Below are 12,686 nucleotides of genomic sequence, written 5' to 3'. Positions count from 1 at the left end.
GTTGCAGAAAAAACTTCACGCAGCAGCCGCGAAATCGAAGAGCTGCTTGCAACAGATAGTTCAGCAAAGAACAGAGGACAACAAATGGCAGGGTTTAATAAAGTCGTACATAGCTACGAAGACGCCATGGCAGGCCTGCAGGACGGCATGACCGTTATTGCCGGTGGCTTTGGCTTATGCGGCATACCTGAGGGTTTAATTGCTCAGATCAAAAAAATGCAGACCAAAGATCTCACCGTGGTATCAAACAACTGCGGCGTAGATGGTTTTGGTTTGGGCATTCTGCTGGAAGATAAGCAAATCAAAAAAATGGTTGCCTCTTACGTCGGTGAAAACGCCCTGTTTGAAAAGCAATTATTAAACGGCGAGCTGGAAGTAGAATTAACACCACAAGGCACGCTGGCCGAAAAAATGCGTGCCGGCGGTGCCGGTATACCAGCGTTTTTCACCGCCACAGGTTTTGGCACACCGGTAGCGGAAGGCAAAGAAACCCGCGAAATTAAAGGCCGTAACTACGTGCTGGAAGAGTCGATTACCGGTGATTTTGCCATCGTGCGTGCCTGGAAAGCCGACCGCTACGGTAATCTAATGTTCCGCCACACCTCAATGAACTTCAACCCGATGGCAGCCACCGCCGGTAAAATTACCGTGGCTGAAGTAGAAGAAATTGTTGAACCGGGTGAGCTTGAACCATCACAAATTCATACGCCGGGTATTTATGTGCAGCGCGTGATCAAAGCTAACTTTGAAAAACGCATTGAACGTCGTATGGTCCGTCAAGGTTAAGGAGGCAACAATGGCTTTATCTCGTGAACAGGTTGCCATGCGCGTGGCGCAGGAACTGCAAGACGGTTACTACGTTAACTTAGGTATCGGTATTCCTACTCTGGTGGCCAACTATGTGCCGGCCGGTATTGAAGTAATGCTGCAATCTGAAAACGGCTTACTGGGTATGGGCCCCTACCCGACGGAAGATGAAATCGATGCCGATATGATTAACGCCGGCAAAGAAACCGTTACGGCCATTAAAGGCGCGGCGATTTTCAGCTCTGCCGAAAGCTTTGCCATGATCCGTGGCGGCCATGTTGATTTAACCGTGCTGGGCGCCTTTGAAGTCGACCAAAACGGTAACATTGCCAGCTGGATGATCCCGGGCAAACTGGTAAAAGGCATGGGCGGTGCGATGGATTTAGTCGCGGGGGCACAAAACATCATCGTTACCATGACCCACGCCGACAAATACGGTAACAGCAAACTGCTAACCGACTGCACGCTGCCGTTAACTGGCGTAGGCTGTGTGAAAAAAATCGTTACCGACCTAGCCGTACTGGAAGTACGTAACGGCGCATTTCACCTGTTAGAGCGTGCTCCGGGAATTTCGGTAGACGAAATCAAACAAAAAACCGCCGGCAAGCTGGTAATCGACGGCGATATACCGGAGATGGTGTTTAACTAAGTTGCCGCTTTAAGTACTGAACAGCGCTAAGATTGTGATGATCTTAGCGCTGTTTTTTTGACCACGACACAATCACATGATAACCTCTCTAAATATCAACTGATATTGGATGCATCATGACAGCCTTAGTTCGTGAGTTTACTCCTACCCTTTATACTGCGCCAAATCTGTGGCAACAGCTTGGTATTGCCGAGCGCGGGCCTAAATTGTATCAGGCGCTGCATGAAGGATTTAGCTACAGCGTATTTGATAAGCTGTCTTTAGTCTCAATGCTGGATAAAAAGCAGTTAGCGCAGGTTTGCCAGTTAGCCCCAGCTACTTTGGCAAGGCGGGCAAAACTGGGTAAATTTACCCAGGAAGAAAGCGACCGGCTGCATCGTTTTGCTACCGTGTTAGTCGCCGCGAATACGCTGTTTGATACCGATATGGCCGCAACCAAACGTTGGCTTACTGAACCGGTATACGGCCTTGGAGATAAAGCACCGCTGGATATGCTGGCAACCTCAGCTGAAACCCAGGCGATACTGGATTTAATTGGCCGCTTAGAACACGGTGTTTTTGCCTGATGCAACTGTATCGCTTAGTGCATAACAAATGGGCTGCACAAGCATTTGATGGTGAAGGTGCAAAACTTTATGGTGGACGCTGGAACAGCAAAGGTCAACTGTGTGTTTATACTGCCGGCTCTGAAGCGCTGGCCATACTGGAAGTGCTGGTACATTTAAATAATCGCACTGCACTTAAACAATACCGGCTATTTCAATTAACGATTACTGCAGACGAAGTACTGTCGCTCAGTCAGGCCAATTTGCCGGCTAACTGGCAACAGCAACCGGCCAGTATCGACACCGCACGTATTGGCGATAGCTGGCTGGCACAAAACGCCAGTCTGGCGTTATCTGTGCCCAGCGTTATTGCACCACGTGAGCGCAATATTCTGCTCAATCCAACCCATGCCGCTTACCAAGCTTGCATCGACAACAGCACTGAGTTGGATTTTCTGCCTGATCCGCGTTTAACGCTTTAACCGCGCCAACAAGCTGGAGGTATCCCAGCGGCCGCCGCCCATTTGTTGTACTTCGCTGTAAAACTGATCTACCAGTGCCGTTAAGGGTAAATGGCTGCCATTTTGCCGCGCTTCACTCAGCGCTATGCCTAAATCTTTACGCATCCAGTCTACGGCAAAACCAAAATCATATTTGCCATCCAGCATGGTCAGCGAACGGTTTTGCATCTGCCAGGATGATGCCGCGCCTTGTGATATCACCTCAACCACTGCTGCGCCATCAAGCCCGGCATGCTGTGCAAAGTTAAGTGCCTCTGCCAGCCCCTGCACCACACCGGCAATACAAATTTGGTTAACCATCTTTGCCAATTGGCCACTGCCTGCCGGGCCTAATAACTTAGCGCAGCGCGAGTAACTCATTATCGCCGCCTCTGCTTTGGCAAAATCGGCTGGCTCACCGCCAATCATCACTGTCAACACACCGTTTTCAGCACCTGCCTGGCCACCAGATACCGGTGCATCTAAAAAGCCTACGCCTTTAGCTGCGGCGGCAGCGGCCAGCTCGCGCGCTAAGTCTGCCGACGCCGTGGTGTGATCAATCAGCACTGCCCCCGCAGCCATAGCTGTTAATACGCCGTGCTCACCGTACACCACTGAGCGTACATCGTTGTCGTTGCCGACACAAAGAAACACCAGGGTGGCGCCCTGTGCAGCTTGTGCCGGGGTTTGCGCATAAGCGCCACCGTACTGCGCGGCCCACTTTTGCGCTTTGGCGCTAGTACGGTTGTACACCGTTACCTGATAGCCTTTTTGTTGCAGGTAACCCGCCATTGGGTAACCCATTACCCCCAGACCAATAAAGGCGACCTTATTCTCACTATTAATTGACATATTAATGACTTAAATCTGTGACATACTGTGGCGCAAAGCTTACAAAGTTCCGTACCCAATGAAAAGCATTTTAAATAAGGGATCCGCATGGCTAATGTACATCAGTACAAGGTAAAAGACGCTGCAGGTAACGAGCTGGATTTAAGTCAGTATCGTGGCAAGGTATTGCTGATCGTAAACACCGCCAGTCAGTGTGGTTTTACGCCGCAATACAAAGAGCTGGAGCAGTTACACCAGCAATATCATGATAAAGGCTTGCTGATCCTGGCCTTTCCCTGCAATCAATTTGGTGGGCAGGAACCGGGTTCGGATACCGATATTCAACAGTTTTGCCAACTTAATTACGGCCTGAGCTTTCCGGTTATGTCCAAGCTGATGGTAAACGGTCCCGATGCTTCGCCGTTATTCGAGCACTTAAAAGACAGTGCCCGCGGCTTAATGAAAACCCGCGCCATTAAGTGGAACTTTACCAAGTTTCTGGTGAATAAAGATGGCGATGTCGTAAAGCGCTACGCGCCGCGTACTAAGCCGTCAGCCATAGCCGGTGCTATTGAAGAATTGCTGTAACTTTGATCCAGCGCTAAATACTGCCCACGGCTTTGCGCTAAGCTATACCGCAACAGATGGGAGAACCAACATGAAAGTTGCCGTATTCAGCGCCAAAAAGTATGACCGCGACGGGTTAAGCCAATGGGCCGACACCAGTATTCAATTTAGTTACCACGAAACCAGGCTAAATAGCGACAGTGTTAAACTTGCTAGCGGTTGCCATGCAGTGTGTGTGTTTGTAAATGATGAGCTAAATGCCGCCGTACTGCAGCAATTATCGCAAATGGGCATTGAAATGGTCGCGTTACGCTGTGCCGGCTTTAATAATGTCGATTTAACTACTGCCAAAGCATTAGGCATTCGCATTGCCCGGGTACCGGCCTACTCACCTGAGGCAGTGGCAGAGCACACCATAGGCATGATGCTGTGTTTAAACCGCAAGCTGCACAAAGCTTACAACAGAGTACGCGATGATAACTTTGCCCTGGACGGCCTGCTGGGCTTTAACCTGTTTGGCAAAACCGTAGGCTTAATCGGCACCGGCCGTATTGGCCAGGCGACTGCCAGAATACTGCATGGTTTTGGATGTCAGCTATTATGTCATGATATCGCACCCAGTGATGTGCTAACCGAACTGGGCGCTCGCTACGTACCACTGCCAGAGCTGTACGCGCAAAGCGACATTATCAGCCTGCATTGCCCGCTGACACCCGATACCAAACACCTGATTAATCACTACAGTATTGGCAGCATGAAAGATGGTGTGATGCTGATTAACACCAGCCGCGGCGCGCTAATCGACAGCAAAGCAGTTATCGACGGCCTGAAAAACCGCAAAATAGGTTATCTGGGCCTGGATGTATACGAGCAGGAAGCCGATTTATTTTTTGAAAACTTATCCGAGCAAATGATCGATGATGAGATATTTAAACGCCTGCTAACCTTTCCTAACGTGCTAATCACTGGCCATCAGGCGTTTTTTACCAAAGAAGCCTTGCAGGAAATTTGTCAGGTCACCAGCGACAACCTACTGGCGTTTGCCAGTAATACCGCCACGGGCAACGAGTTGGTAAATTAACTGCTGTACGGCAGCATAACAGCAGAAGTAAGGCCGTTATCACGATCAGAAGGTGTACACCAACGAAGCTGAAGTTTCACTATCAGTTTTACGCAATGCACCTTCAGGTCGCGAGTTGTGCCGCAGCACAAAATTAAACCGCATTGACAGTTTATCAATGATTTTTGCCGTAATACTGCTGCGACTGAGTAACGTGGAGTTTTCACCGTTTAACGACAATGCGCCTTCCAGAGTCTGACGAAAGCGCACGTTTTCAAATAAGGCATAATCCATGTTGGCAGCAAAAAACCAGATGGCGCCACTGTTGTTATTGCCGGCGGCACTGCGCTGATAGGAAAAACCCGGGCCGGTTTCTAAATCCAGGTAGCTTTCCAGTTGTTCATACATACGATTGCCATAACCGGCAGCCAGCGTAGCCTGTTCACGAAAAGCACCAAATCGGTCATAACTGTATGAGCCACGGCCAAATATCGATTCACGCCCTGTCACCAGCTTATAGTTGCTCTGGCCGGAGAAACCATAGCGGTTTGCAGTGGTTACCCGGCGTTTTTCATTGGCGTTATTATCCAGCACATTGTTTTTTTGGATCAGGCTATGCAGCTGATATTTATTACGAAAGTATTGTAAATCGTGCACCAGCTCGCTATTCGCCCGAATAGCAAAGGAGTCAGTATTGCCGGAGGTAAGCAAAAACCCCAGTTCAACACTGCCGGTTACCGTGCCAAAAAAACCAATAGGTTGCAGCGGCTCTTCGCTGTCTGGCAACGCTTCCGTCTCAGATGCCTGTACCCCATACAGGCTAAGCATCAGTGCAACACTGATACCAATTAAGAAAAATCGCATTAGCTCGCTAACTTACTCCTAAACCAGCTTTACCCATGAATTTTATACCTTACGACTTATTAGTATTGTTTGTTGTCGTGAGAAAGATTGTAACAGTTGCCTGTATCTCAGCCCGGTTTAACGGGCTGAGAAATTCGGCATTTGGCCGCAAGCTTGATACTGAATTAGCTCACTCAGCAGCGCGCGCTGCAACAAAGTCCAACGCCAGCTGCAACCTGGCCAGGGTCCGCTCTTTACCGATTAACGCCAGCGTAATATCCAGCGCCGGTGAATTGCCGCCACCGGTTACAGCAACACGCAGCGGCATACCAATTTTACCCATGCCGACACCTAACTGCTCGGCAGTCGCGTTAATCACTTGATGCACAGCTTCTTGTGACCAGTCAGCTAACGCGGCTAAATTGGCTTGTACAGCCTGCAATGGCTCAAGTGCCACCGGGCGTAAGTGCTTCTTTGCCGCTTCAGCGTCAAATTCACTAAAGTCTTCATAGAAATAGCGACTAACTTGCACCATTTCTTTAAGTGTTTTTACCCTTTCAGCCTGCGCTTTAACTACTTCCGTCAAGGCAGGGCCCTGGCTGATATCCAACGTCTGCTCAGCAATATGCCACTGCAGTTGCGCCGCCACCTGCTCTGGCGGCAGGGTTTTCATATAATGCTGGTTTAACCATATCAGCTTGTCGGTATTAAATGCCGATGGTGCCCGGTTGCAGCTATCCAGATCAAACAGCTGGATCAATTCTTCTTTGCTGAAAATTTCCTGATCACCATGCGACCAGCCCAAACGAACTAAGTAATTTAGCAGCGCCTCAGGCAAAAAGCCGTTATCCCGATACTGCATAACCCCTACGGCGCCATGACGTTTAGATAAACGCTTGCCATCGTCGCCGAGGATCATCGGCACATGCGCATACTTAGGAATGTCGGCACCCAGTGCCGCCAGAATATTCATTTGCCGCGGTGTGTTATTCACATGGTCATCACCACGGATCACGTGAGTAATACCCATTTTCCAGTCATCGACAACGACTGTCAGATTGTAGGTTGGCGTACCGTCGCTGCGGGCAATAATTAAATCGTCCAATTCACTGTTGGCAATTTCAATTTTGCCTTTAATTAAGTCGTCAATGACGACAGTGCCGCTTTGCGGGTTTTTAAAACGGATAACATAAGGCTTATCGGTTGGGTGGTCGTTACGGTCACGCCACATGCCGTTGTAACGTGGCTTTTCGCCTGCGGCTGCTTGAGCTTCGCGCATAGCATCAACTTCTTCGATGGTACAGAAGCACTTATAGGCTTTACCGTCGGCCAGAAGCTGCGCCACCACTTCTTTGTATAAATCAAAGCGCTGGGTTTGATAATACGGGCCTTCATCGTGATCCAGCCCAAGCCAGTTCATACCCTCTAAAATAGCGTCAACAGATTCCTGAGTAGAGCGCTCCAAATCAGTATCTTCAATCCGCAGAATAAATTTACCGCCGTTTTTTCTGGCATACAGCCAGCTAAACAGCGCGGTACGGGCACCACCAACATGCAAATAGCCAGTTGGGCTTGGAGCAAAACGGGTAACTAGAGACATAATTTATCCATCACAGTGCAATATTGCGCGTATTGTAACAATGCCCTGCGCCGGATGCACCCGCAATACACTGCCCTTTGCTGCTGTTTTATCCTTAGCAGAGGCAGAATGTTTAATAATGCAGCAAGCAAACTGGATTTCATAAAATAATGTTGACAGCTTTTTCATGCTCCCTATAATGAGCGCCATCAAACAGCGTGGATTGTTAGCTCAGCTGGGAGAGCACCGCCCTTACAAGGCGGGGGTCACTGGTTCGAACCCAGTACAATCCACCACTTGATGTCTTATCATGAAAAGCACCGCCTGCTCTTCACGACGAGACGGTGGTCACTGGTTACAACCCAGTACAATCCACCAAAATTTAAAATTGTTTGAAACTCCCATGGATTGTTAGCTCAGCTGGGAGAGCACCGCCCTTACAAGGCGGGGGTCACTGGTTCGAACCCAGTACAATCCACCACTTCCTGTTTTAAAAATCATCGAAAAGCACCGCCCGCTCCTTATTAAGACACGGTTGTCACGGCTACTAACCCAGTACAATCCACCACTTCCTGTTTTAAAAATCATCGAAAAACACCGACCGCTCCTTATTAAGACACGGTTGTCACGGCTACTAACCCAATACAATCCACCACCTCCTGTTTTAAAAATCATCGAAAAGCACCGCGCTAAGCAGCTGTGTAATTTGACTGCCCTGCTTTGTTAAAAATTTGCTATAGTGAAGCCAGTCTTGTTAGTACCGGATCTGACGCTGTCTTATGGAACCCGCAGTTAAACGCGATGAACGCATTCTGATTATTGATGACCAAAGCCTGACTCAAAGTTACCTGCGCTATGCGCTGGAACAATTGGGCTACCACAATTTAAGTTACGCTGACAAAGCGCAAACCGCACTAAATCTCTGTAAGCAAAATAGTTATGACTTAATAGTTTGCGCTTACAATCTGGCACAGGGTAAAGATGGTTATCAGTTATTTGAAGAACTAAAGCATAGCGGTTTGCAAAAGCTAAGCTGTGGTCTGCTGTTTATCAGTGCCGATACCGATCCGCAGCTGGTGCACAGCGTACTGGAGCTGCAACCTGACGAGTTTATGGCGAAACCTTTTGTGATCCGCGATTTACAGCAGCGTATTGAGCGCCTATTAAAACGTAAACAACTGCTACGCCCGGTGTATGATCAGCTCGATCTACAGCAATATGACAAGGCCCTGTTGCTGATAAACCGCCAATTAATGCAGCCTGAGCTGCATAAGTTATTTCCGCTACTGCTTAAATTAAAGGGCGACATTCTGCTGCAAAGCCGTGATTACCCTTCTGCAGAAAGCTTTTTCACTGCCATGCTGCAAGTGCAACCCTTTAGCTGGGCCCGCACCGGCCGGGTACGTTGCATGTTGCACAGAGCGGCCGAACAGGAAGCCTTTGCCGAGCTGGAGCGTTTACTGGCCCGCAGTGACACCCGCTTGTTTGCACTGGATTGTCTGGCAGAGCTGGAGTTTGCCCAGCAGCGTTATCAACAGGCGCAGCTGCATATTCTGGCCGCTGCTGAGCTTGCACCGCGCAACCTGTTGCGCCAGCAAAAACTGCTGCAGTTATCGCGTTTAAACCATGACTATGAAATACAGTACCGTGCTGCGCGCGATATGGTGAAATTTGCCCGTTATTCCATGTACGAACAACCCGAGCTGTATTTAAACCTGGCCCGGGCCAGCATAGAGTTTGCCCTGAGTATTGACGACGATGAACATCAGTCCAGGTTAAACCGCCAGGCGACCTTATCGCTGAATACTGTGCAGCGCCAATACCAGTCTCAGGCGTTAGATCCACAACAACAGGTAATACAGGCCCGGCTGTTGTATTTGCAGGATCATAAACAAAAGGCGCGTCAGCTGCTGGAAGACTTACAAAGCGACACTGATATCAGCTCACTGGAAGCGGCACTGGATAAAGCCAAAGCCTTGCATGAAGTTGGCCTGCTTGAGGCATCAAAACAGTTGTTCAATCGTATTAGTCAGTACTGCCGCCAGCAACAGCCTGAGCCGGTTTTAGCTGCCTACATAGCCCAGGAGCAGCAAGAGCGCGCCGCTATGGCTCAGGGCCCACGTGAGCTGAATAACAACGCCGTGCATCTGTATTTGCATGGTAACTGGCAGGAAGCCTTTAACGCCTTTGTGCTGGCCTTTCAGGTAATGCCGAAAAATGCCGGTATAGCGCTAAATTTATGGCAAACCTTGCTGACGGCTCCCCGGCCGTTATGTCCAGCGGATCAACAACAAAGCCTGTTGCATAAGTGTCAGCAACTTATTGAAAATACTCAGCTAAAAGGCGAGCAACAGCAACGCTATCTGCAATTAAAGCAAAAGTATTTAAGCCAGCTGGCTTAAGTTAACCTGCCTTGGCGGGTGGTGTCGCATCGGGCCATTCGGCAAACACCAGCGTTAAAGTCCGGGAGCGCCAGAGCCAAAATACACTGATCAGTAAAAGTACCGGTGTCACTATTCGCCAGGGCGCATCCAGCATTACTTGTGGCGGTAACTGAGTGATGCTTAACACCAAATCGGCTGCGGCAATGGCAAACAATATTGGCCGGCCAAAACGCCAGACATGGCGCCAGCCTGGTTGCCCTTTGGGTTTACGTTGGCTTAACGCCGCCAGCAACAGCAACAATGGCGATGCCAGCAGGCAGGCAACGATAAAGTCATGCTGCATCGGGTAAAACCAGCGCAGCATGTCGCGCTGCGTCTGTGGTAATGTCAGCACCATTACCCAGCAAATGTAAGGCCGCAGCAACAGCAACAGCAGCGCATAAAACCGCAGCGGAATTTTATGCAGGCCATAATCGTCCAGTACCGGCCACAACGGAGTCTGTTTCATAGTTGCCTTTTACGCTGCGCCAGCAAAGCCAGTAGCACAAAAATAGCCAGCGTGGCCCAGGGTAGCCATAAATTACTCAGCTGCGCTAATTGCCCGGCGACCACAGGCGTCAGAAATATTGTCAGGGCACCATAGCCGAAGGCACACAGCGCAATAAAAATAAGCGTGCGCCAGATAAAATGCATACCGGCAGTCTGACCGCGGACAAACCGGTTTATATCATCACCAAATACCACCAAACTGGTGGCAACCATCGCCAGGGCGATATCACGCACATAAGGGCGAAACAGCGCGCCCCAGTCCAGCAACAACTGATAAAGAAAATCCGGCATTTACATCACTCCGTACTGGGTAAATAAATCCAGCATCTGTTGCTCTGTCCATACCGCAACATTTAGCTCGTTGGCCTTCACCAGCTTAGAGCCAGCATTGTCACCGGCAATAACTGCGTGTGTTTTTGCCGATACCGAGCCAGACACTTTAGCGCCTAAACGCTGTAGCCTGGCTTTGGCATCATCCCGGCCCATACTGCTTAAGGTACCGGTTAACACCAGGGTTTGCCCGGCCAACGGCTGCTCTGCCGCGACTTGCTGCGTTATCTGCGGCCAGTGCACACCGGCGTTTTGCAAGGCGGCGATCACGCTTTGGTTGTGTATTTCGTTAAAAAAGCCCTGCAGATGTTCCGCCACCACAGTGCCGACATCAGCCACCTGCAGCAATTGCTCCAGCTTCGCTTGTTGCAGCAATTCCAGTGAGGCAAAATGGTTCGCCAGGTTTAGCGCCGTGGCTTCTCCCACCTCGCGAATGCCCAGCGCGTAAATAAACCTTGGCAAGGTCGTGGATTTAGATTGCTCTATCGCAGCGAGTAACTTTAACGCCGACTTTTGTGCCATCCGCTCCAGCCCCACCAGAGCGGCCATATCTAACTGATAAATATCAGCCGGCGTTTTTACCAGTTGTTGCTCTACCAGCTGTTCAACCAGCTTATCGCCCAGGCCTTCTATATCCATAGCCTTGCGCGACACAAAATGCTTAATGGCTTCTTTTAACTGTGCCGCACAATACAGGCCGCCACTGCAGCGTGCGACGGCTTCGCCGCTAACCCGCTCTACCTGTGAGCCACATACCGGACAGCTTTTCGGGAAGACAATGTCGCGTACCGTGTCTGGCCGTTGCTCAAGCACCACAGAAACCAGCTGTGGGATCACATCACCGGCGCGGCGCACTATCACCCTGTCACCAATTTTTACTGCCAGCCGGTCTATTTCATCCTGGTTGTGCAAGGTGGCGTTGCTTACCGTTACCCCGCCCACCACTACAGGCTCTAACCGCGCTACCGGCGTAATAGCACCGGTGCGGCCCACCTGAAATTCCACATCCAATAGAGTGGTCAGCATTTCCTGCGCCGGAAACTTAAAGGCTATCGCCCAGCGCGGCGCCCGCGCCACAAAACCCAAAGCCTGTTGCTGCGCCAGGTCGGCAACTTTAATCACCACGCCATCAATTTCATACGCCAGATCTGCTCTGCGTTGCAAAATTTGCTGATAATAATCCAGCGCTGCAGTGGCCCCCTTTACCAGACGGATCTCCGGGCACACCGGCAGCCCCCAGTCTTTCAATTGCATTAATCGCTGATAGTGACTGTGCCCATCAAGCAATGACAGCGGATCCTCAACACTGCCAACCGCATAGGCATAAAACATTAACGGCCGCTGTGCGCTAACTTTGGGATCTAACTGGCGTAAACTGCCGGCGGCAGCATTACGCGGGTTGGCAAATACTTTTTCACCGGCCGCCCGGGCTTTCTCGTTCATGCTGGCAAAACCGGCCAACGGCATAAAAACTTCGCCGCGCACTTCCAGTACCGGTGGTATAGCGGAGCCTTTTAACTTTAACGGTACCGCACGGATGGTTTTAACATTGCCGGTAATATCTTCGCCGGTGAAGCCATCGCCGCGGGTCGCAGCTTGTACCAGCAGGCCGTTTTCATAACGAATGCTGACGGCCAGGCCATCAAGTTTGGGTTCACAACAAAAACTAAATTCGCTACTGGTATCCAACCGGTCAGCCATTCGCTTACAAAATGCCTGAAACTCAACGTCGTCAAACGCATTGTCCAGCGATAACATTGGGATGCTGTGGCTAATTTGGCCAAACTTACTTAGCGGCACCGCGCCAACGCGCTGGGTTGGTGAATCTGCCGTGATAAGTTCAGGGTGCTCACTTTCCAGCTGCTGCAACTGGCGATAGAGTTGGTCATATTCCGCATCGGGAACGGTGGGGTTATCCAGCACATAATATTGATAGCTGTATTGTTCCAGCTGCTGCCGGAGGTGCTGCACTTGCTGCAAAAGAGACTGGCTCATAAATCCTTGCCTGTAAAAATTTACGCCTGAAATTGCTGTAACAAAAA

The 12,686-nt window shown here is 50.1% G+C and carries 13 protein-coding genes and 2 tRNA genes; 9 read left to right on the top strand and 6 right to left on the bottom strand.

Annotation, left to right across the window (positions count from 1 at the left end; translation table 11 throughout):
- Positions 1-84 precede the first annotated feature (84 nt).
- The 4 genes from MN202_RS12160 to MN202_RS12145 all read left to right on the top strand — a co-directional run bounded on the left by MN202_RS12160 (position 85) and on the right by MN202_RS12145 (position 2,483).
- The gene (locus MN202_RS12160; RefSeq protein ID WP_335736397.1) at positions 85-786 is read left to right on the top strand and encodes a CoA transferase subunit A; all 702 of its coding nucleotides are present in this window, start codon (positions 85-87) and stop codon (positions 784-786) included.
- 10 nt (positions 787-796) lie between these two features.
- Positions 797-1,456, top strand: coding sequence for a CoA transferase subunit B (locus tag MN202_RS12155; protein WP_335736396.1), 660 nt, complete (start codon positions 797-799; stop codon positions 1,454-1,456).
- A gap of 116 nt (positions 1,457-1,572) precedes the next feature.
- Positions 1,573-2,022 (top strand): type II RES/Xre toxin-antitoxin system antitoxin, encoded by a 450-nt coding sequence (parS, locus tag MN202_RS12150; RefSeq protein ID WP_335736395.1) that lies wholly within the window; start codon positions 1,573-1,575, stop codon positions 2,020-2,022.
- Positions 2,022-2,483, top strand: a complete 462-nt coding sequence (locus MN202_RS12145) for an RES family NAD+ phosphorylase (protein ID WP_335736394.1) — start codon at positions 2,022-2,024, stop codon at positions 2,481-2,483. Before parS ends, MN202_RS12145 begins: the two co-directional genes overlap by 1 nt.
- Here MN202_RS12145 and MN202_RS12140 read toward each other — a convergent pair.
- Positions 2,472-3,353, bottom strand: a complete 882-nt coding sequence (locus tag MN202_RS12140) for an NAD(P)-dependent oxidoreductase (RefSeq protein WP_335736393.1) — start codon at positions 3,351-3,353, stop codon at positions 2,472-2,474. The genes MN202_RS12145 and MN202_RS12140 overlap by 12 nt on opposite strands.
- Positions 3,354-3,440: 87 nt before the next feature.
- Here MN202_RS12140 and MN202_RS12135 point away from each other — a divergent pair, with 87 nt between their 5' ends.
- Both MN202_RS12135 and MN202_RS12130 read left to right on the top strand, forming a co-directional pair.
- Positions 3,441-3,920: a glutathione peroxidase gene (locus tag MN202_RS12135; protein WP_335736392.1), complete on the top strand. Its 480-nt coding sequence runs from the start codon at positions 3,441-3,443 to the stop codon at positions 3,918-3,920.
- Positions 3,921-3,990: 70 nt separating this feature from the next.
- Positions 3,991-4,980 carry a 2-hydroxyacid dehydrogenase gene (locus MN202_RS12130; RefSeq protein ID WP_335736391.1) on the top strand — a complete coding sequence of 330 codons (990 nt, stop codon included), beginning with the start codon at positions 3,991-3,993 and terminating at the stop codon, positions 4,978-4,980.
- Between the two features lie 45 nt (positions 4,981-5,025).
- On the opposite strand, the gene MN202_RS12125 is transcribed toward MN202_RS12130, so the two are convergent.
- Both MN202_RS12125 and gltX read right to left on the bottom strand, forming a co-directional pair.
- Positions 5,026-5,823: a DUF481 domain-containing protein gene (locus tag MN202_RS12125; RefSeq protein ID WP_335736390.1), complete on the bottom strand. Its 798-nt coding sequence runs from the start codon at positions 5,821-5,823 to the stop codon at positions 5,026-5,028.
- Between the two features lie 169 nt (positions 5,824-5,992).
- The gene (gltX, locus tag MN202_RS12120; protein ID WP_335736389.1) at positions 5,993-7,402 is read right to left on the bottom strand and encodes a glutamate--tRNA ligase; all 1,410 of its coding nucleotides are present in this window, start codon (positions 7,400-7,402) and stop codon (positions 5,993-5,995) included.
- A 199-nt stretch (positions 7,403-7,601) separates the two neighbouring features.
- On the opposite strand from gltX, the gene MN202_RS12115 reads away from it, so the two are divergent.
- From MN202_RS12115 to MN202_RS12105, 3 genes are all read left to right on the top strand, one after another.
- Positions 7,602-7,677 (top strand) — tRNA-Val (locus MN202_RS12115).
- 109 nt (positions 7,678-7,786) lie between these two features.
- A tRNA-Val gene (locus tag MN202_RS12110) sits at positions 7,787-7,862 on the top strand.
- 298 nt (positions 7,863-8,160) lie between these two features.
- Positions 8,161-9,783: a response regulator gene (locus MN202_RS12105; protein ID WP_335736388.1), complete on the top strand. Its 1,623-nt coding sequence runs from the start codon at positions 8,161-8,163 to the stop codon at positions 9,781-9,783.
- A 1-nt stretch (position 9,784) separates the two neighbouring features.
- Here MN202_RS12105 and MN202_RS12100 read toward each other — a convergent pair whose 3' ends face one another.
- From MN202_RS12100 to ligA, 3 genes are read right to left on the bottom strand one after another with little or no spacing between them, the layout of a single operon-like run.
- Positions 9,785-10,273 (bottom strand): DUF2919 family protein, encoded by a 489-nt coding sequence (locus tag MN202_RS12100; RefSeq protein ID WP_335736387.1) that lies wholly within the window; start codon positions 10,271-10,273, stop codon positions 9,785-9,787.
- Positions 10,270-10,605, bottom strand: a complete 336-nt coding sequence (locus tag MN202_RS12095; protein ID WP_335736386.1) for a DUF3392 domain-containing protein — start codon at positions 10,603-10,605, stop codon at positions 10,270-10,272. Before MN202_RS12095 ends, MN202_RS12100 begins: the two co-directional genes overlap by 4 nt.
- Positions 10,606-12,639 carry an NAD-dependent DNA ligase LigA gene (gene ligA / locus MN202_RS12090; RefSeq protein ID WP_335736385.1) on the bottom strand — a complete coding sequence of 678 codons (2,034 nt, stop codon included), beginning with the start codon at positions 12,637-12,639 and terminating at the stop codon, positions 10,606-10,608.
- Positions 12,640-12,686 lie beyond the last annotated feature (47 nt).

The sequence above is a fragment of the Rheinheimera muenzenbergensis genome (genome assembly GCF_036984005.1).
GTDB lineage: Bacteria > Pseudomonadota > Gammaproteobacteria > Enterobacterales > Alteromonadaceae > Alishewanella > Alishewanella muenzenbergensis.
The sequence above is the reverse complement of the archived record's forward strand: the minus strand, read 5'-3'. Positions and strand labels throughout refer to the sequence as shown.

Coding starts and splice junctions, on each gene's coding strand:
- MN202_RS12160 (WP_335736397.1), top strand. CDS start 85: ATGGCAGGGTTTAATAAAGTCGTACATAGCTACGAAGACGCCATGGCA.
- MN202_RS12155 (WP_335736396.1), top strand. CDS start 797: ATGGCTTTATCTCGTGAACAGGTTGCCATGCGCGTGGCGCAGGAACTG.
- parS (WP_335736395.1), top strand. CDS start 1,573: ATGACAGCCTTAGTTCGTGAGTTTACTCCTACCCTTTATACTGCGCCA.
- MN202_RS12145 (WP_335736394.1), top strand. CDS start 2,022: ATGCAACTGTATCGCTTAGTGCATAACAAATGGGCTGCACAAGCATTT.
- MN202_RS12140 (WP_335736393.1), bottom strand. CDS start 3,353: ATGTCAATTAATAGTGAGAATAAGGTCGCCTTTATTGGTCTGGGGGTA.
- MN202_RS12135 (WP_335736392.1), top strand. CDS start 3,441: ATGGCTAATGTACATCAGTACAAGGTAAAAGACGCTGCAGGTAACGAG.
- MN202_RS12130 (WP_335736391.1), top strand. CDS start 3,991: ATGAAAGTTGCCGTATTCAGCGCCAAAAAGTATGACCGCGACGGGTTA.
- MN202_RS12125 (WP_335736390.1), bottom strand. CDS start 5,823: ATGCGATTTTTCTTAATTGGTATCAGTGTTGCACTGATGCTTAGCCTG.
- gltX (WP_335736389.1), bottom strand. CDS start 7,402: ATGTCTCTAGTTACCCGTTTTGCTCCAAGCCCAACTGGCTATTTGCAT.
- MN202_RS12105 (WP_335736388.1), top strand. CDS start 8,161: ATGGAACCCGCAGTTAAACGCGATGAACGCATTCTGATTATTGATGAC.
- MN202_RS12100 (WP_335736387.1), bottom strand. CDS start 10,273: ATGAAACAGACTCCGTTGTGGCCGGTACTGGACGATTATGGCCTGCAT.
- MN202_RS12095 (WP_335736386.1), bottom strand. CDS start 10,605: ATGCCGGATTTTCTTTATCAGTTGTTGCTGGACTGGGGCGCGCTGTTT.
- ligA (WP_335736385.1), bottom strand. CDS start 12,639: ATGAGCCAGTCTCTTTTGCAGCAAGTGCAGCACCTCCGGCAGCAGCTG.